The sequence below is a fragment of the Pseudonocardia sp. 2-7 genome, from assembly GCF_056341085.1.
Genome location: NZ_CP094507.1, coordinates 1,002,325 through 1,020,929 on the forward strand (window position 1 = coordinate 1,002,325; position 18,605 = coordinate 1,020,929).

The 18,605-nt window shown below is 76.3% G+C and carries 15 protein-coding genes; 11 read left to right on the forward strand and 4 right to left on the reverse strand.

The genetic code is table 11. The annotated features are described in order from the left end of the window. Position 1 precedes the first annotated feature (1 nt). The 7 genes from MTO91_RS05135 to MTO91_RS05165 all read left to right on the forward strand — a co-directional run bounded on the left by MTO91_RS05135 (position 2) and on the right by MTO91_RS05165 (position 9,589). Entirely contained in the window at positions 2-2,143 is a 2,142-nt protein-coding gene (locus MTO91_RS05135) for a molybdopterin oxidoreductase family protein (protein ID WP_476653917.1), read from the forward strand. A gap of 270 nt (positions 2,144-2,413) precedes the next feature. Next, positions 2,414-3,853 carry an FAD-dependent oxidoreductase gene (locus MTO91_RS05140; RefSeq protein WP_476653918.1) on the forward strand — a complete coding sequence of 480 codons (1,440 nt, stop codon included), beginning with the start codon at positions 2,414-2,416 and terminating at the stop codon, positions 3,851-3,853. Between the two features lie 11 nt (positions 3,854-3,864). Next, positions 3,865-6,408: a nitrite reductase large subunit NirB gene (gene nirB / locus MTO91_RS05145; RefSeq protein ID WP_476653919.1), complete on the forward strand. Its 2,544-nt coding sequence runs from the start codon at positions 3,865-3,867 to the stop codon at positions 6,406-6,408. Further along, positions 6,405-6,803: a nitrite reductase small subunit NirD gene (gene nirD, locus MTO91_RS05150; protein WP_476653920.1), complete on the forward strand. Its 399-nt coding sequence runs from the start codon at positions 6,405-6,407 to the stop codon at positions 6,801-6,803. The genes nirB and nirD overlap by 4 nt, the downstream gene beginning before the upstream one ends. A gap of 106 nt (positions 6,804-6,909) precedes the next feature. Continuing rightward, the gene (locus tag MTO91_RS05155; protein WP_476653921.1) at positions 6,910-8,100 is read left to right on the forward strand and encodes a uroporphyrinogen-III synthase; all 1,191 of its coding nucleotides are present in this window, start codon (positions 6,910-6,912) and stop codon (positions 8,098-8,100) included. Next, a complete protein-coding gene (locus tag MTO91_RS05160; RefSeq protein ID WP_476653922.1) occupies positions 8,097-8,804 on the forward strand; it encodes a sirohydrochlorin chelatase in 708 nt (235 codons plus the stop codon). Before MTO91_RS05155 ends, MTO91_RS05160 begins: the two co-directional genes overlap by 4 nt. Before the next feature lie 2 nt (positions 8,805-8,806). After that, entirely contained in the window at positions 8,807-9,589 is a 783-nt protein-coding gene (locus MTO91_RS05165) for a putative protein N(5)-glutamine methyltransferase (protein WP_476653923.1), read from the forward strand. Positions 9,590-9,748: 159 nt separating this feature from the next. On the opposite strand, the gene MTO91_RS05170 is transcribed toward MTO91_RS05165, so the two are convergent. After that, positions 9,749-10,078, reverse strand: coding sequence for a hypothetical protein (locus tag MTO91_RS05170; protein WP_476653924.1), 330 nt, complete (start codon positions 10,076-10,078; stop codon positions 9,749-9,751). Between the two features lie 228 nt (positions 10,079-10,306). Here MTO91_RS05170 and MTO91_RS05175 point away from each other — a divergent pair, with 228 nt between their 5' ends. Together MTO91_RS05175 and MTO91_RS05180 are read left to right on the forward strand one after the other, a co-directional pair. After that, positions 10,307-10,459, forward strand: coding sequence for a hypothetical protein (locus MTO91_RS05175; protein WP_405419081.1), 153 nt, complete (start codon positions 10,307-10,309; stop codon positions 10,457-10,459). A 322-nt stretch (positions 10,460-10,781) separates the two neighbouring features. Beyond that, entirely contained in the window at positions 10,782-11,411 is a 630-nt protein-coding gene (locus MTO91_RS05180; RefSeq protein ID WP_476653925.1) for a TetR/AcrR family transcriptional regulator C-terminal domain-containing protein, read from the forward strand. Between the two features lie 6 nt (positions 11,412-11,417). On the opposite strand, the gene MTO91_RS05185 is transcribed toward MTO91_RS05180, so the two are convergent. Continuing rightward, complete coding sequence (locus MTO91_RS05185; protein WP_073578330.1) at positions 11,418-11,699, reverse strand: MGMT family protein; 282 nt, start codon at positions 11,697-11,699, stop codon at positions 11,418-11,420. 44 nt (positions 11,700-11,743) lie between these two features. Here MTO91_RS05185 and MTO91_RS05190 point away from each other — a divergent pair, with 44 nt between their 5' ends. Beyond that, on the forward strand, positions 11,744-15,235 hold the full coding sequence (locus MTO91_RS05190; protein WP_476653926.1) for an ATP-dependent helicase: 3,492 nt from the start codon (positions 11,744-11,746) through the stop codon (positions 15,233-15,235). Positions 15,236-15,340: 105 nt separating this feature from the next. Here the strand turns inward: MTO91_RS05190 and MTO91_RS05195 are convergent, their stop codons facing one another. Both MTO91_RS05195 and MTO91_RS05200 read right to left on the reverse strand, forming a co-directional pair. Further along, complete coding sequence (locus tag MTO91_RS05195) at positions 15,341-16,015, reverse strand: phosphatase PAP2 family protein (RefSeq protein WP_476653927.1); 675 nt, start codon at positions 16,013-16,015, stop codon at positions 15,341-15,343. A 10-nt stretch (positions 16,016-16,025) separates the two neighbouring features. Next, on the reverse strand, positions 16,026-16,874 hold the full coding sequence (locus MTO91_RS05200) for an LLM class F420-dependent oxidoreductase (protein ID WP_346108546.1): 849 nt from the start codon (positions 16,872-16,874) through the stop codon (positions 16,026-16,028). Between the two features lie 80 nt (positions 16,875-16,954). Here MTO91_RS05200 and serS point away from each other — a divergent pair, with 80 nt between their 5' ends. Then, positions 16,955-18,205, forward strand: a complete 1,251-nt coding sequence (gene serS / locus MTO91_RS05205; protein ID WP_476653928.1) for a serine--tRNA ligase — start codon at positions 16,955-16,957, stop codon at positions 18,203-18,205. Positions 18,206-18,605: the final 400 nt, after the last annotated feature.

The window sequence follows — 18,605 nt, forward strand, 5'->3', positions numbered from 1 at the left end:
CGTGGGTCCGGACGACCGGACCGCCACCCACTGCCCGTACTGCGCCCTGCAGTGCGGGCAGTGGGTCGGCCCGTCCGGCGAGGTCGACGCCCGTGACTTCCCGACCAACGCCGGGGGCATGTGCCAGAAGGGCTGGACCTCCGGCGCTCTGCTCACCCATCCGCAACGCCTGACGTCGCCGCTGGTCAGGACCTCGCGGACGGCCGGTTTCGCCGAGACCGGCTGGGACGACGCGCTCACCGGCGTCGCCGCGCGGCTCGCCGCGCTGCGTGCCGAGCACGGGCCCGACTCGGTCGCGGTGTTCGGCGCGGGCGGGCTGACCAACGAGAAGGCCTACCTGCTCGGGAAGTTCGCCCGGGTCGCGCTGGGCACCAGCCAGATCGACTACAACGGACGGTTCTGCATGTCCTCGGCGGCCGCCGCGGGCAACCGGGCCTTCGGCGTCGACCGCGGGCTGCCGTTCCCCGTCACCGACCTCGACGACGCCGAGCTGGTCGTCCTCGCCGGCGCGAACGTCGCCGAGACCATGCCGCCCCTGATGTCGCACCTGACCGGCGCGCGCCTGGTCGTCGTCGACCCGCGGCGCACCCCGACCGCGGAGCGCGCGCTCGCCTCCGGCGGGCTGCACCTGGCGCCGCGCCCGGGCACCGACCTGGTCCTGGCGCTGGGGATGCTGCACGCCGCCGTCGTCGACGGGCACCTCGACCTGTCCTACGTGGACGACCGGACGACCGATTTCGACGACGTCTGGGCGATCGCCTCGCAGTGGTGGCCCGAGCGCGCGGAGCGGGTCTGCGGCGTCGCCGCCATCGACATGCGCACCGTCGTGCGCTGGCTCGCGGAGTCCATGCGGCGCTACGTGCTCACCGCGCGCGGCGCCGAGCAGCACGCGCACGGCGTCGACACCGTCGCCGCGTGGATCAACCTGTCGCTGGCGCTCGGCCTGCCCGGCCGCCCCGGATCCGGGTTCGGGACGATCACCGGGCAGGGCAACGGCCAGGGCGGGCGCGAGCACGGACAGAAGTCCGACCAGCTCCCCGGCTACCGGCACATCACCGATCCGGCCGCCCGCGCGCACGTCGCACGGGTGTGGGGGGTGCCCGAGCCCTCGATCCCCGGGCCCGGCCGCAGCGCCGTCGAGCTCCTCGACTCCCTCGGCCGCCCCGGCGGGCCGAAGGCGCTGCTGGTGTTCGGCTCGAACGTGCTCGTCTCCGCGCCCGACGCCCGCGCCGTCGCCGAGCGGCTCGACGCGCTGGACCTGCTCGTCGTCGCCGACGTGCTGCCCGGTGAGACCGCGCTGCGCGCCGACGTCCTGCTCCCCGTCGCCCAGTGGGCGGAGGAGGAGGGGACCATGACGAACCTGGAGGGACGGGTCCTGCGCCGCCGTCGCGCGCTCGCCCCGCCGCCCGGGGTGCGCACCGACCTCGAGGTGATCGCCGGACTGGCCGCGGCCCTCGACGCGCCGGGGGAGTTCCCCGCCGATCCGCGGACCGTGTTCGACGAGCTGCGGCGCGCCTCGGCCGGTGGGATCGCCGACTACGCGGGCGTGTCCTACGACCGGCTCGACGCGGGCGAGGCCCTGCACTGGCCGGTCCCCGCCGACGACCACCCCGGGACCCCGCGGCTGTTCACCGAGCGCTTCGGCCACCCCGACGGACGCGCCCGGATGCTGCCGGTCGACCACGTCGAGCCGGACGAGGGCACGGACGCCGGCTTTCCCCTGACCGTGACGACCGGCCGGGTGCTGGTGCACTACCAGTCCGGTGCGCAGACCCGCCGGGTCGCCGAGCTGGCGGAGGTGTCGCCGGAGGTCTTCGTGGAGGTGCACCCGGACACCGCCGCCCGGCACGGTCTCGGCGACGGCGACCTGGCCGACGTCGTGTCCCGCCGCGGGACGACGACGGCGCGCGTCCGCTGCGTCACCACGCTGCGCCCGGACACGGTGTTCCTGCCCTTCCACTTCGGTGGGGCGGGGGCGGCGAACAACGTCACCAACCCTGCCCTGGATCCGGTGAGCCGGATGCCGGAGTTCAAGGTGGCCGCGGTGCGGCTGGAACCCGCCTCGACGGACCGAGACCCGTCCGACGGATCCGGCACCGCCGCCGAGCTGAGCCCCACCGGCGCGGGTCGGTCCGCGCGCTGATCCGCTGCTCGCGCGCGTCGGGACACGCGCGAGCAGCGGATCACCGCGCGCTCTGCGGATCACCGCGCGGACGGTGGGCTCCGCGGCCGTTGCGCAGGCGCACCTCGGACGGTCCCACCCCACCTCGCACACGCTGCAGAGGCTGCGAGGGGGGAGGAACCGCTGCGAGGTCCCGGCTCACGGAGGGCGCCCGCCGAGAATGAGGACCTCGTAACGCCCGTGCAATGGCCGGCGTTCTGCCCGTAACCCCCCGTTCCTACCGTCGGTGTCATGAGCAGGCGCGTGGTGGTGATCGGGCACGGCATGGTCGGCGCCCGTTTCGTGGAGGAGGTCCGCCGGCGCGACCCGGACGGCGAGCGGGTGACGCTCACCGTCCTCGGCGCGGAGTCCCGCCCCGCGTACAACCGGGTGCTGCTGTCCACCGTGCTCGCCGGCGGGCTGCGGCCCGCCATGGTCGCGCTGCCCGTCGTCGACGGCGTCGCCCTGCACACCGGCGTCGCGGCGACGGCGCTCGACCGGACCGCGCGCGTCGTCCACGCCGACGACGGCACCGTCCACCCCTACGACGAGCTGGTCCTCGCCACCGGCTGCCGCGCCTGGCTGCCGCCGGTCGACGGTCTCGCCGACCCCGGGGCCCCGGAGGTCCCGGCCCGCGGCGTGAGCCTGTTCCGCGACCTCGACGACTGCGGGCGCATCCTCGACGCGGCCGCGCCGGGCGCGCGGATCGCCGTCGTCGGGGGCGGGCTGCTCGGGGTCGAGGCCGCCCGCGGGCTCGCCGGACGCGGTGTCGCCGTCACCCTCGTGCACCCGCGCACCCACCTGATGGAGCGCCAGCTCGACGCGGGCGCCGGTGAGGTGCTCGCGACCGCGCTGCGCGGGCTCGGGGTCGACGTCCGCTGCGGTGTCGGCGCCAAGGCCTGGGACCCCGAGGCCGGCCTGGACTGCGACGACGGTTCCCGGATCGCCGCGGACCACGTCGTCGTCGCCGCCGGGGTGCGCGCGAACAGCGGGCTCGCCGCCGACGCCGGGCTCGCGGTCGACCGGGGGATCCTCGTCGACGACCGTCTCGCTACCGCCGACGGCCGGGTGCACGCCCTCGGCGACTGCGCGCAGCACGCCGGCGCCCCGGGCGGGCTCGTGCAGTCCGGCTGGGAGCAGGCCGCCGTCCTCGCCGACCTGCTGACCGGCACCGACCCGGCCGCGCGCTACCGCGGCACCCGCCCGGTCACCCGGCTCAAGGCGCGCGGCATCGACCTCGCCGCCCTCGGCGACCCCACCGCGGGCGACGAGGAGCTGCGTGTCTCCGACCCCCGCCGCGGCCGCTACGGCGTGCTCGCGCTGCGCGACGACCGCGTCGTCGGGGCCGTCCTCATGGGACTGCCAGACGCCGCCGCCATGATCACCGGGCTCTACGACTCCGGCGCCCCCGCTCCCTCCGACCGGCTCGCGCTGCTGCTCGGCCGGGCCCTGCCCGGCGAGACGTCGCCCGCCACCGACCCGGTCCGGATGCCGGGAAGTGCCGTGGTCTGCCGCTGCAACAGCGTCACCAAGAACGCGCTGGTCACCGCGTGGCGCGCGGGCGCCCACGACGTCGACGCGCTGTCGCGGCGCACCCGGGCCGCCACCGGCTGCGGGAGCTGCCGCGACGTCGTCTGCGGGATCCGGGACTGGCTGGCCGACATCGACCCGCCGCAGGAGAGCGCGGCATGAAGGAGCAGAGCATGAGTCGTCTGGTCGTCGTCGGGAACGGCATGGTGGGCCACCGCCTCGTCGCCGCGATGCGGGACCGGGACACCGCCGGGGACTGGGAGATCACCGTCCTCGGCGAGGAGACCCGCCGCGCCTACGACCGGGTCGCCCTGTCCTCCTACGTGGACGGACGCTCCGAGGAGGAGCTGCGCCTCGACGACGACGAGCTGCGCGGCGACCCGCTGGTGACCTACCACCTCGGTGACGCCGTCGCGACGGTCGACCGCGACGCCCGCCGCGTCACCACCGCGTCCGGCCGCACCCTGACCTACGACGCGCTGGTGCTCGCCACCGGCTCCTACCCGTTCGTCCCGCCGGTCCCCGGCAAGGACCTGCCCGGGTGCTTCGTCTACCGCACCCTCGACGACCTCGACGCGATCAAGGCGGCCGCCGCGGCCGCCGCCGACGACCCGGGCCGCAGGGGACGGCCGTCGGCGATCGTCGTCGGCGGCGGGCTGCTGGGCCTGGAGGCGGCGCGCGCGATGCGGCTGCTCGGGCTGTCCCCGCAGGTCGTGGAGATCGCGCCGCGGCTGATGCCGGTGCAGGTCGACGCGGGCGGCGGCGCGCTGCTCGAGCGGCTGGTCACCGCGCAGGGCATCGCCGTGCGGACCGGGGTGTCGCTGGCCGCGGTGTCCACCGACCGCGGCAGGCTGGTCGGGACGCTGTCCGACGGCGTCGAGCTCGACGCCGACCTGGTCGTGTTCTCCGCCGGCATCCGGGCCTCCGACCAGCTCGCCCGCGACTGCGGCCTGCCGGTCGGCGAGCGCGGCGGCGTCTGGGTCGACGACCGCTGCCGGACCCGTGACGACGCCGTCTGGGCGATCGGCGAGTGCGCCGCGCTGGAGGGCCGCACCTACGGCCTGGTCGCCCCCGGCTACGCGATGGCCGAGGTCGTCGCGGACCGGCTGCTCGGCGGCGAGGCCCGGATGACGCCCGAGGAGCTGGACATGTCCACCCAGCTCAAGCTGCTCGGCGTCGACGTCGCCAGCTTCGGCGACGCGCACGCGGTCACCGAGGGCGCGCTGGAGATCGTCGTCAACGACCCGGTCGAGGGGACCTACTCCAAGCTGGTCGTGTCCGACGACGCGTCCACCCTGCTCGGCGGTGTCCTGGTCGGCGACGCCTCGCGCTACGGCGCGCTGCGCCCGCTGGTCGGGTCCCGGCTGCCCGACGACCCGGTCACCCTCATCTCCAAGGGCGGCGCCGAGCCCGACGCGTCCGCACTGCCGGACTCGGCCCAGATCTGCTCGTGCAACGCCGTCACCAAGGGCACGCTGTGCGCGGCGATCGCCGACGGTGCGCACACAGTGCCGGAGCTGAAGGCGTGCACCCGCGCCGGTACCACCTGCGGCTCGTGCGTCCCGGCGCTCGCCCGGATCCTGGCCCAGCAGGGCGTCGAGGTCTCGAAGGCCCTGTGCGAGCACTTCGACCACTCCCGCGCCGAGCTCTTCGAGATCGTCGCCGGGGCGGGCATCACCTCGTTCTCCGCGCTGATCTCCCGGTACGGCCGCGGGTCGGGCTGCGACATCTGCAAGCCGGTCGTCGGGTCGATCCTCGCGACGCTCTACAACGAGCACGTCCTCGACGGCGAGCGCGCGACCCTGCAGGACACCAACGACCACTTCCTCGCGAACATGCAGCGCAACGGCACCTACTCGGTGGTGCCGCGGATCGCCGGTGGCGAGGTGACCCCCGAGGGCCTGATCGTCATCGGCGAGGTCGCCCGCGACTACGGGCTCTACACCAAGATCACCGGTGGACAGCGGATCGACATGTTCGGCGCCCGCGTCGAGGACCTGCCGGCGATCTGGCGCCGCCTGGTCGACGCCGGGTTCGAGTCCGGGCACGCCTACGGCAAGTCGCTGCGCACCGTGAAGTCGTGCGTCGGCACGACCTGGTGCCGCTACGGCGTGCAGGACTCGGTCGGCCTCGCCGTCGAGCTGGAGCTGCGCTACCGCGGGCTGCGCAGCCCGCACAAGCTCAAGTCCGGCGTCTCCGGTTGCGCGCGCGAGTGCGCCGAGGCCCGGTCCAAGGACTTCGGCGTGATCGCCACCGAGCACGGCTGGAACCTCTACGTCGGCGGCAACGGCGGCTTCACTCCGCGCCACGCCGAGCTGCTCGTGTCCGACGTGGACACCGCGACGCTGGTCCGGACGATCGACCGGTTCCTGATGTTCTACGTCCGCACCGCCGAGCGGCTGCAGCGCACCGCGCCGTGGATCGAGGCGATGGAGGGCGGGCTGGACCACCTGCGCGCCGTGATCGTCGACGACTCGCTCGGCATCTGCGGCGAGCTCGACGCCGCGATGGCCCGTCACGTCGACTCCTACGCCGACGAGTGGGCCGGCGTCCTGGCCGACCCGCAGAAGCTGGAGCGGTTCGTCTCCTTCGTCAACGCGCCCGACACCCCCGACCCCACCGTCCGGTTCGTCGAGGAGCGGGGACAGAACGTCCCGGCCCCCGGCCGTCCCGACGAGCCCGTCCTGATCGGCCTCCCGGAGGTGTCCTCCCGATGACCACCCGGCTCGACGCGACCACCACGACCACCGCGCCCGCCCCGGCCGGGACCGAGCCCACCGGCTGGCTCACCGTCTGCCCGGTGGACCGGCTGCAGCCCGGCCGGGGGGCCGCCGCACTCGTCGGCGACACCCAGGTCGCGTTGTTCCGTCTCGCCGACGGCTCGGTGTACGCCCTGGGCAACATCGACCCGTTCACCGGGGCCGCGGTCGTCTCGCGCGGCATCGTCGGCGACCGCGGCGGCGAACCGACCGTCGCCTCACCGCTCCACAAGCAGGTCTTCGCCCTGCGCGACGGCCGCTGCCTGGCCGGGGCCGACGACGGCGACGCTGTGAGCCTGCCCGCGTTCGCGGTGCGGGTCATGGGCGACGCGCTGCAGGTCGGGCTACGGTGAACGGGCCTTCCCGCACCGTCGTGCCCACCACCACCCGCGACGCTCCCGGCGACCTCCGCGCGTCCTCCGCGCCGGCCGGCCGGGGTTTCGGAGGAACGGAGAACCGGTGACCCGATCCGCCGCACGAGACACCGCCGCCGCGCCCGACGCGGCCCCGGTGCCACCGCTGGCCGGGTTCACCGTCGGCGTCACCGCAGCCCGACGCGCCGAGGAGCTCGCCACGATGCTGGAGCGCCGCGGCGCGACCGTCCAGCACGGGCCCGCGCTGCGCATCGTGGCCCTCGCCGACGACGCCGACCTCGAGAACCGCACCCGCGAGCTCGTCGCGGCACCACCGGACATCACCGTCGCGACCACCGGGATCGGCTACCGCGGCTGGATCGAGGCCGCCGACGGCTGGGGGCTGGGCGAGGACCTGCTCGCCGCGCTCGGCCGCTCGGAGATGCTCGCCCGCGGCCCCAAGGCGCGTGGCGCGATCCGCGCGTCGGGCCTGGTCGACGCCTGGTCCCCGGAGTCGGAGTCCACCGCCGAGGTGCTGGAGCACCTGCTCGACCGCGGCGTCGAGGGCAGCCGGATCGCGGTGCAGCTGCACGGCGAGCCGCTGCCCGACGTCGTCGACGCCCTGGAGATGGCGGGCGCCGAGGTCGTCACGGTGCCGGTCTACCGGTGGGCGCCGCCGCTGGACCTCGGCCCGCTGGACCGGCTGATCGACACCACCCTGGCCGGCGGGATCGACGTCCTGTCGTTCACCAGCGCCCCCGCCGCGGCCGGGATCCTCGCCCGCGCCGGGGAGCGCGGTCTGCGCGAGGGCCTGCTCACCGCGCTGCGCGGCCCCGTGCTGGCGCTGTGTGTCGGCCCGGTCACCGCGGCACCGCTGGAGGCACTCGACGTGCCGACGGTGCAGCCGCAGCGCTCCCGGCTCGGCGCGATGGTGCGGACCTGCGAGTCCGTCGCCCCGGCCCGCGCCCGCAGGCTCCCGGTCGGCGGCCACCAGCTGGAGCTGCGCGGACACGCGGTGCTCGTCGACGGCACGCTGTGCCCGCTCCCGCCGACGCCCATGGCACTGCTGCGGCTGCTCGCCAAGCGCCCCGGCCGGGTCGTGTCCCGCGCCGAGCTGCTCGCCGCGCAGCCCGGTGGGGCGGGCGACGAGCACGCCGTCGAGAACGCGATCGGCCGGCTCCGTGCGGCGCTCGGCGTCCCCGGCCTGGTGCAGACCGTGGTGCGCCGCGGCTACCGGCTCGCGCTCGAACCCGAGCACGGCGCGCACTGCGCCGAGGACCCGGAGGTGACCCGGTGACCGGGCTCCCGCTGCTCCTCGTCGCGCACGGGTCGCGCTCCGACGCCGCCGACGCGGTGATCCGGTCGCTCGCCGCGGCCGTCGCCGCACATGGCCCGCAGGTCGAGATCTGCTACGTCGACGTCCGCGGTCCCACGGTCGTCGACGCCGTGATCGGGCTGCGGGACCGCGGCCACGACGGCGCCGTCGTCGTCCCCGCGTTCCTCGCCGCCGGCTACCACGTGCGCACCGACCTGCCCGCCCAGCTCGCCGAGGTCGGTGCCGACCCGGCCCGGTTCCCGGTCACCCGCTCCATGGGGCCCGACCCGCTGCTCGCCGCCGCGGCCCTGGACCGGCTGCGCACTGCCGGCTACCGCGACGGCGACGCCGTCGTCCTCGCCGCGGCCGGCTCGTCGGACCCGTCCGCCGTCGCGCAGGTGCACGCGAGCGCCGGAATGCTCGCCCGCCGGGTCGGCCGTCCGGTCCCGGTCGGGTTCGCCGCCACCGGCAGCCCGTCGGTGACCGAGCTGGTCGCCCGGCTGCACGACGCCGGGGAGCGGCGGGTCGCGGTCGCGTCCTGGCTCCTGGCTCCCGGGGTCTTCCAGACGCGGCTGCTCGGATCGGGGGCCGACGTCGTCGCCGACCCGCTGGGCGTGCACGACGACGTGGTGACCGCCGTCCTGAAGCGCTACGCCGCCGGGGCCGCCGCGGTGCTCGCGGCCTGACGGTGCCCCGGCCCGACCCGGACCTGGTCGCCCGGCTGCGGGCGGCGGGCTGCGTGTTCGCCGAGGACGAGGCCGCGCTGCTCGCCGCCGCGGCCGACGGGCCGGAGCTGGAGGTGCTGGTCCGCCGCCGCATCGCCGGGGAGCCGCTCGAGCACGTCCTCGGCCGGGTGGACTTCGACGGGCTGACCGTGCGGGTCACCCCGGGGGTGTTCGTGCCGCGCCGTCGCAGCGAGGCGCTGGTGCACGCGGCCGTCGCCGCGCTGCCGGGCTCCGCGCATCCCGGGCGCCCGCTGGTGGTCGACCTGTGCTGCGGCTGCGGGGCGCTCGGGCTCGCCGTCGCGCGCCGGGCCGCCGTCGACCTCCACGCCGCCGACGCGGACCCGGTCGCGACCGCCTGTGCCGCGCAGAACCTGGCCGGGGTGGGGACGGTGCACACCGGTGACCTGTTCGCCGCGCTGCCGACCGGACTGCGGGGACGCGTCGACGTGCTCGTCGCGAACACCCCCTACGTGCCCAGCGGCGCGATCGGCTCGATGCCCCCGGAGGCCCGCGACCACGAGCCCCGCACCGCGCTCGACGGCGGCCGCGACGGCCTCGACCCGGCCCGCCGGGTGGCCGCGGGGGCGGGGGAGTGGCTCGCGCCGGGCGGGGCGCTGCTGATCGAGACGGGCACGGCCCAGGCTCCGGTGCTGGCACAGGTGTTCGGCGGGCACGGGCTCGTCGCGCACGTCGGGCACGACCAGGACCGTGACGCGACCTGGGTGCAGGGCCGCGCGGCGCCCTGATCGGCCGCCCCTTTGCTCTGCTCACCGATACGCAGCACCCTCGCAGTCCCGTCGAGCGTCGCCCGGCGCATCGAGACGCACGTTTCCGCCCCGGCGAGGGCGAGAACGTGCGCCTCGATCGGGCGGCGGGCCACTGCTGCGTCATGGTGAGCAGAGCGCTCAGCCTGTGGTGACCACGAGGCGTCCGGGCTCGTCCGCGGTCCAGGCCCGCTCCACGTCTCCCAGCTCCGCCACCCGCAGCGGGATCCGGAGCCCCTCGGTCGCGACGGCGTCGAGCAGGCGCGGCAGCTCCGCGAACAGCAGCGCGGGGTCGATGCTGCCCCCGCCGCTGCCGGACACCTCGATCCGGCGGGCACGCAGGATCGACGCGTCGAGGGCGACGGTCCGGCCCGCGAGCGCCCCGATCTGCACGTACCGCACCGGCCGGCCGCCGTGCCGGAGGCTGCCCGACCGCAGTGCCTCGAAGGTCGCCCCGGCGACCGGCCCCACAGGTAGTCGAGGACGACGTCGGGGCCGCCGTCGAGCACGGCCGCGAGGGCGGCGGTCGTCGCGGCGGGGTCGTCGGAGAGCCGGACGGGGACGACCCGGTCGTCGTCGGCGACCTGCTCCAGCGCGGCGGGGTTGCGCCCCGCGGCGATCACCCGGTCCGCGCCGAGGTGCAGGGCGATCCGTACGGCGAGCCCGCCGGAGGCACCCGTCGCGCCGAGGACGAGGACCGTGCCACCCGCCGGGACGCCCCGGTCGACCAGCGGCATCCATGACGACATCGCCGGGTTCACCACCGCCGCGGCCAGCTCGGTCGGCAGCGCGTCCGGCACCGGCACCGCCCACCCCGCCGGGACCACGGTGCGCTCGGCGATCGTCCCGTAGGGGGTGGGGCAGCCGCCGGTGTAGATCCGGCGGCCGTCGAGCTCGGCGACCCCGTCCACCCCGGCGACGAACGGCAGCGTGTCCCCGGCGGAGTAGTGGGTGCCCGCGGCCACGGACCGGACGAGCTGGTGCACCCCGGCGGCGAGCATCCTGACCTCGACCGTGCCCTCACCGGCGACGGGATAGGGGAAGTCGGCGCAGACCGGCGGCGCGTCGAAGGTCGAGACGACGGCTGCTCTCATGAGGACACCTCCGTTGAACGATGTTCAAATCCGAGGTCGCCTACACTTCTCTGAACACTGTTCAACGTCAAGGGGGCGACGTGGCTCTGGACCGCGACGCGATCGTCGACGCCGCGTTCGACCTGCTCGCCGAGGGAGGCCTCGACGCGATCACCGCCCGCGCGCTCGCGACCCGGCTCGGGGTGCGTGCCGGGGCGCTCTACTACCACCTGCCGGACATGGCGGCCCTGCGCGACGAGATGGCGACGCGCATCGTGCGGCGGATGCTGGAACGGGTGGGCGAGGCCGCCGGACTGGGCTGGGCGGACCTGCTGCGGTCGGCGGCGACCACGAGCCGGGACACGCTCCTCGGTCACCGGGACGGCGCTCTGCTCGTGGCCGGCACCTACCTGCTCGACGACGCGGCCCTGCGGTCTCTGGAGGTGCCGCTGGCCGCCCTCGTCGCGCAGGGGTTCACCCCGCTCGACGCGCAACGGGCGCTGACGACGGTGAACGCGTTCGTCGTCGGGCACGTCATCGAGGAGCAGCAGCGACACGACCCGGTCCGGGGTGCGGCCTACACCGCCGAACGGCGCCGGGCCCGGCTCGACCCCGGCGCCCAGCCGCTGACCCACGCGCTGAGCGACGAGGTCGCCGCGCTGCCGGTCGAGACCTTCACCTGGGGGGTGGAGGCGATCGTCGCCGGGATCGGGGCACGCCGGCGGGCCTGAGTCGGCTCAGCGCCTGCGGTGCTCGCGGGGCAGCCGGCCGTCGACCATCAGGATCCCCTCGGCCCGCAGCCGGGCCGCCTGCTCGGCGGCGATGTGCGGGGCCGAGCGCCCGTCGGAGCGCAGCACCCGGTGCCACGGCAGGTCGTGGCCGTCCTCGGCGAGGATCCGGCCGACCAGGCGCGCCGAGCGGATCCCGGCCAGCTCGGCCACCTCGCCGTAGCTGAGGGTCTGCCCGGGCGGGATCGACCGGACGACCTCGCGCACCCGTTCCAGGGTCTCGGAGTCCACGCCTGCAGTCTGACGCTGTCGGTGCCCCGTGGTCTCATCGCCCCATGAGCCGAACAGCCCCCGAGCAGGCGTCGCCGCGCCTGGTGCGTGCGGACCCCCGGCCCGCTCCCGTTCGGGAGTGGACCGGCGCCGCCGCGCGGGTGCTCGCGCACGAGCGCGGCGCGCTGCGGGTGCTGGGCGGCCCGGGCACGGGCAAGACGAGCCTGCTGCTCGACGCGGTGGTCCGCCGCATCCGGGCCGGTGAGCCGCCGGGGTCGGTGCTGCTGCTGGTGGGCAGCCGCCGGGCCGCGGAGGAGCTGCGTGGCCGCCTCACGTCGCTGCTGACCGCGGGCGGGGGTGAGCTCGCCGGGGACTTCGGGGTGCGCACCACCCGCGAGCTGCTGGTGCGGACGGTGCACTCCTACGCGTTCGGGGTGCTGCGGCTGCACGCCGCGCGCTACGAGGACCCGCCGCCGCGGCTGCTGGCCTCGGCCGAGCAGGACGTGGTGGTCCGCGAGCTGCTCGCCGGGGAGATCGACGGCTGGGGCGGCACCGTCCCCGGCTCGGGCTGGCCGGAGCGGCTCGACCCGGCCCTCGGGCTGCCCGGGTTCGCCGCGGAGCTGCGGGAGCTGCTCCTGCGGGCGGCCGAGCGCGGGCTGGGGCCACGCGAGCTGGCCGAGCTGGGACGCGAGCACGGGCGCGAGGAGTGGGTCGCCGCGGCCCGGTTCTTCCGCACCTACGAGGAGGTCACGCTGCTCCGCGGGGCGGCGGGGCGGGGCGCACCACAGGCGACGGCCCCGGCGCTGGACTCCGCCGAGCTCGTCGCCGCCGCGCTGGACACCCTGGCCGCGGACCCGGACCTGCGGGAGCAGGAGCGGCGCCGGGTCCGTCACCTCCTGGTCGACGACGCGCAGGACCTCGACCCGCAGCAGATGGAGCTGGTCGCGGCGCTGGCCGAGCACGCGGGGTCCACGCTGCTCGCGGGCGACCCCGACCAGGCGGTCCTGACCTTCCGTGGTGCGGACCCGCAGGGCCTGACCGTGCTCGACGCGCCCACCGAGGTCCTCACCGTCGACCACCGCCAGCGGCCCGGGGTGCGGGCGGCGGGCCTGCGGGTGGCGGAGAAGCTGCCCGGCTCCGGGGTGACCCGGACCCGGCGCGGCCCGGAGCACGACGCCCCGGCCCCCGAGGCCCCGGATGGGTCCGGGGTGGGCGAGGCGCTACAGGTCCGGGTGTTCGGGTCGCCGTCCGCGGAGGCCGGGTGGATCGCCGACCGGCTGCGGCGCGCACACCTCGTCGACGGGGTGCCCTGGTCGGACATGGCGGTGCTGTCCCGGTCCGCGCGGCGCACCCTGCCCGCGCTGCGCCGGGCGCTGGCCGCGGCCGGGGTCCCGCTGGCCGCACCACCGGACGAGGTGCCGCTGCCGCGCCAGCCCGCCGTCGTGCCGCTGCTCCTGGTGCTGCGCGCGGCATGGCGGCCGTCCGCGGTCGACGCCGACCTCGCGACCTCCCTGCTCACCTCACCGCTGGGCGGCGGCGACCCGATGCGGATGCGGCGGCTGCGCCGCGGCCTGCTGCGGATGCACGCCGCCGCGGGGCACGACGTGCGGACCTTCGCCGACGACGAGCGCGTCGAGGCGGGTGAGGTCGACCCGGCCGCGGCGAGCAGCGACCCGTTGCTGGTCGGGATGCTGCGCGACGCCGTCGCGGGCCGGCCCGACCCGCTGCCGATGCTCTCGCCCGCCGAGGCCGCCCCGATGCGCGACGTGGGCCGCCTCCTCGACACCGCCGCCCGCTCGATCGGCGCGGGCGAGCAGGTCGAGGAGACGTTGTGGAAGGTGTGGCGGCGCACAGGCCTGGCGAAGCGCTGGAGCGAGGCCAGTGCCCGCGGCGGCCCCGGCGGAGCGGCCGCCGACCGGGACCTCGACGCGGTCCTGGCCCTGTTCGACGCCGCCGCCCGCTACACCGACCGGCTGCCCGGCGCCGACGTCGGCGGGTTCCTGGAGTACCTGCTCGACCAGCAGCTGCCGGGGGAGACCCTGGCCCCGCAGGCGCCCCGGGGCGGCGCGGTGGAGCTGCTCACCGCACACGGCGCCCGCGGCCGGGAGTGGACGGTCGTCGCGGTGCCCGGGGTGCAGGAGGGGCTGTGGCCCGACGTACGGCTGCGCGGCAGCCTGCTCGGCCACGAACGGCTCGTCGACCTCGTCGGCGGGGTCGCCGCCCCCGACGACGCGGTCTCCCGCACGGCGCCACTGCTCGCCGAGGAGCGGCGGCTGTTCTACGTCGCCTGCACCCGTGCCCGGACGACGCTGCTGGTCAGCGCCGTGCAGGGGGAGGACGAGCAGCCCTCCCGGTTCCTCGACGAGCTCGACCCCCGCCCCGCCGACGCCGCCGAGGCCCGCCCGGTGCACCGGCCCGAGCGCTCCCTGGTGATGGCCGAGCTGGTCGGGGAGCTGCGGCGCGCCGTCACCGAACCCGACCACGGCGACCCGGGACGCGCCGCACGCCGTCACCGGGCGGCGACCCAGCTGGCCCGGCTCGCCGCCGACGGCGTCCCCGGGGCCCACCCCGACGACTGGTACGGCGTCGCCGACCTGTCCGACGGCGCCCCGCTGCGCGCCGAGGGCGAGCTCGTCCCGATCTCGCCCTCCGACGTCGAGACGATCGCCGGCTGCCCGCTGCGCTGGGTGCTGTCCCGGCACGGCGGCGACGAGACCGGCGCGCTGTCGGCGGTCACCGGGTCCCTGGTGCACGCGCTGGTGCAGGCCCGCGCCGCCGGGGCCGACCCGGTCGAGCTGGAGGAGGCGCTGCGCTCGGCGTGGCGGCGGCTGGACTCCGGGGCGCCGTGGTTCGGGCGCCGCGAGCTGGTCCGGGTGCGCGAGATGCTCGCCGCCTTCGACGACTGGGTCCGCCGCAGCCGTACCGAGGGGCTGGAGCTGGTGGCCGTCGAGCAGCCGGTGCAGCTGGACCTGGACGGCGAGGACGACAGCGAGGGCGACGACCCGGGCCTGGCCCCCGGCGGCATCGGTGCGGGCGACGACGACCCGGCGGGGGCCGCGCTCCTCCCGGTCGACACCGACGGCGACGGCGCGGGCGGACGCGGCGGCGGGGCCGCGCGGGCGGCCCGGCGGGTCCGGCTCCGCGGCCGGGTCGACCGGCTCGAACGCGACGACCAGGGGCGCCCCGTCGTCGTCGACGTCAAGACCGGGAAGACGGCCACCTCGGCCCGGGCCACCGCCGAGCACCACCAGCTGGCCGTCTACCAGCTCGCGGCCTCGCTCGGCGCGTTCGACCAGCTCGTCGGGGGCGGGGTGGAGCCGGGCGGGGCGCGGCTGCTGTTCCTGGCCGACCGCAAGGCCAACGGGGAGGCGAAGGAGCCGCAGCAGGCGGCGCTGCGCCCGGAGGAGATGGGGCACTGGCGCGACGTGCTGATGACCTGCGCCGAGGACTCGGCGGGTGCGGTGTTCGTCGCCCGCGCCGGGCCGGACTGCGACCGGTGCCCGGTCCGCACCAGCTGCCCCGCGGTCGAGACCGGCCGGACGGTGGTGGACGGGTGAGCGGGTCCGGTCCCGTACCCGGACGGGCCTCACACCCGGCCGTGCCGGCCCGCGGTCGGGTCGTGCCGCCGGCCCGGGCTCCACACCTGCGGTGCCGGACCCCGGTCAGGTCGTGCGGACGGGCGGGATCCGGCGGTCGGCGACCCGGTCGATGACCAGCGCCGAGCCCAGCCCGAGTGCGACCGCGGCGCAGAACCCGCCGACGGTGTCGGTGGCGTAGTGCGCCCCGATCCGCACCATGCCCGCGCCGACGGTGCCGCCGGCCAGCAGCGCCGTCGCGGCCAGGGTGGCGACGGCGGGCCCGGTGCGGGCCACCGGCAGCAGCCCCACCAGCAGCAGCGCGACGAGGAGCCCGATCGACACCGCGCCTCCGGTGTGGCCGGAGGGGAAGGCGTAGCCGTCCGCGGTGGCGGTGCCGATGGTCCGGCCGATCAGCGGCTTGAGCACCGTCGTCGCGACGCCGGTCAGGCCGGGGCCGACGACGGCCAGCACGGCCAGGCGCCGTCGTCGCAGGTACAGGGCCAGGCCGGCGACCAGCAGCGCGCACAGCACGACCGTCGGCGGGGACCCGAAGGTCACCGCATCGGCGAGCAGGGAGCCCGGGCGGTGGCCCAGCGCGTCCACCGCGCTGCCGGCGCGCCGGTCGATCCGCCCGGCGGCGGCGTCGCCGCGGTACACCCACGCCAGCACGGCGAAGACGGCGACGGCCGCCGCCACGATCAGTGGCGCCGGCCGTCGCAGCGGTCCCAGCAGGGACGGGTGGTCGGGGGTCGGGCGCACCCGGCCCAGGTTATCCGGCGGTGCCGAGGCCGAGCGCGCTCGCCAGCCGGCGCAGGTCGCCCTCCGGATCGGCCATCCCGGGGGTGATCACCTGGGCGCAGACGTGGTCGGCGCCGGCGTCGAGGTGCTCGTTCAGGCGGGCCGCGACCTGCTCCGGCGTGCCGTGCGCGACGAGCGCGTCGATCAGGGCGTCGCTGCCGCCGTCGTCGAGGTCGGACTCGGCCCAGCCGAGCCGCTTGAGGTTGCTCCGGTAGTTGACCAGCCCCAGGTAGGGCTTCTCGACGACCGGACGGCCCAGGGCCCGCGCGGCCTCCGGGTCGTCGTCGAGCACGACCTTGTGCTCCGGCGCGATCAGCGCCCCGGCGCCGTAGCGTTCGCGCGTGGAGCGGGTGTGCTCGGGCGTGGTCAGGTACGGGTGCGTCCCGGCGGACCGGTCGCGGGCCAGGTCCAGCATCTTCGGCCCGAGTGCCGCGAGTGCGCGTCCCTGCACCGGGACACCGAGCTCGTCGAGCCGGTCCACGTAGGCGACGAGCGCCGCGTACGGGCGGGTGTAGTCGCTGGTGGCCTCCGGGTGCCCGACGCCGATCCCGAGCAGGAAGCGGCCCGGGTGCTTCTTCTCGATGCGGTGGAAGGACTCCGCGACCTCGTCGGCGGGGGTGGCCCAGATGTTCACGATGCCGGTGGCGACCGCGAGCGACGTCGTCGCGTCCAGCAGCGACTCCGCCAGGGCGAGGTCCCCGGGAGGGGAGCCGCCGATCCACACCGCGGTGAACCCGAGCTTCTCGATCCCGGCGGCGAGATCGGGGGACAACCCGGTCTCGTGCCGCCAGACGCCGTACCGGCCGAGGGAGACAGTCATGTCCTTGACTACCACTGCGCGGGCCGGATCATTCCCGGTTCTACGATGACCCCTCCACTACCCGAGAGGCTGGAACAGCAGTGATCGACCTCAAGGCGGCTCGACAGGACCCGGACACCTTCCGCACGGCGCTGTCCCGTCGCGGCGCGTCCGCGGACTTCGACGCCCTGCTGGAGGTCGACGCCCGCTGGCGGGAGGCCACCGACCGCGTCGGCAGCCTGCGCGCCGCGGCCAAGCAGCGGCCCAAGGGCAAGCCGACCCCCGAGCAGGTCGAGCAGTTCAAGCAGGAGAAGGAGGAGCTGCGCGCCGCCGAGGACGCCCTCGCCGCCGCCGACGTCGAGCGTTCCGAGCTCCTCGCCCGCATCCCGAACCTGCCCGACCCGACCGCCGCCGACGGCATGGCCGAGGAGGACGCGGTCACCGTCCGCACCTGGGGCGAGCCGCCGGTCTTCGACTTCACCCCGCGCGACCACCTGGACCTCGCGTCGCCGACCGGCCGGGTCGACATGGCGCGCGGCGCGCGCCTGTCCGGCTCGCGGTTCGCCTACCGCTTCGGCGACGTCGCGCAGCTCGAGATGGCGCTGTTCCGCTACGTCATGGACAAGCTGGCCGGCGAGGGCTTCGTCCCGGTGCTCGGCCCGGTCCTGGCCAACGAGCGGGCGATGTACGGCACCGGCTTCCTGCCGACCGAGGCGTCCAACCTCTACGAGCTGGAGAAGGACGGCCTCTACCTCACCGGGACCTCCGAGGTCGCGCTCGCCGGCATCCACATGGACGAGATCGTCGACCTCGACGCCCTGCCCGCGAAGTACGTCGCGTTCTCGACGAACTTCCGCCGCGAGGCGGGTGCGGCCGGCAAGGACACCAAGGGCATGTTCCGGGTGCACCAGTTCGACAAGGTCGAGATGTTCGTCTACTGCCTGCCGGAGAACTCCCAGGACGTGCACGAGGAGCTGCTCGCCCACGAGGAGTCGATCGTGCAGGAGCTGGGGCTGCCCTACCGGGTGCAGAACATCTCCGTCGGCGACCTCGGCAACCCGGCCGCGAAGAAGTACGACATCGAGGCCTGGTTCCCGGTCCAGGAGCGCTACCGCGAGATCACCTCGTGCTCCAACACGACCGACTACCAGGCAAGACGCCTGAACGTCCGGTTCCGTCGCGAGGCCGGAGCACCGACCGAGAACGTGCACACGCTCAACGGGACCGGCGCCACCGCCCGCGCCATGCTCGCGATCATGGAGAACTTCCAGGACGTGAACGGGACGGTCACGGTGCCGGAGGTCCTGCGGTCCTACGGTGCCCCCGCGACCGTCGGTACCCCGCCCGCCTGATCCCCGGTCGCAGGCGGGGTGACGCGCGCGACCTCCTGACGGGGCAACCGGACGGGGGCCCGCGCGTCCTGCTTGCGTGGAGAGAACGGGGAGTGGTGCGTCGCGGGCCGGGGAGCGCCCGGATACGTCGCGCCACGCCGCCCCCGCCGGGGCCGGCGCCCGCCGTCCCGGCTCCCACCGTTCCGAGGACCGGCCGGACACCGCGGACTCCGGCCGGCACCGCTCGCCCGAGCCGCCCGTCGACGGACGTCGTGCCGCCGCACCGTGGCCGACCGGGCGACGGGCCGCGTCGTCCACGTCCCGGACGACGGCACCCGCGGTCCCGCCCGCGCCGCAGCCTGCCGCCCGGAGGACGGCGGCCCCGGCGGCCGCGCCGACGGGCCCGGTGGACGCGGCGTGG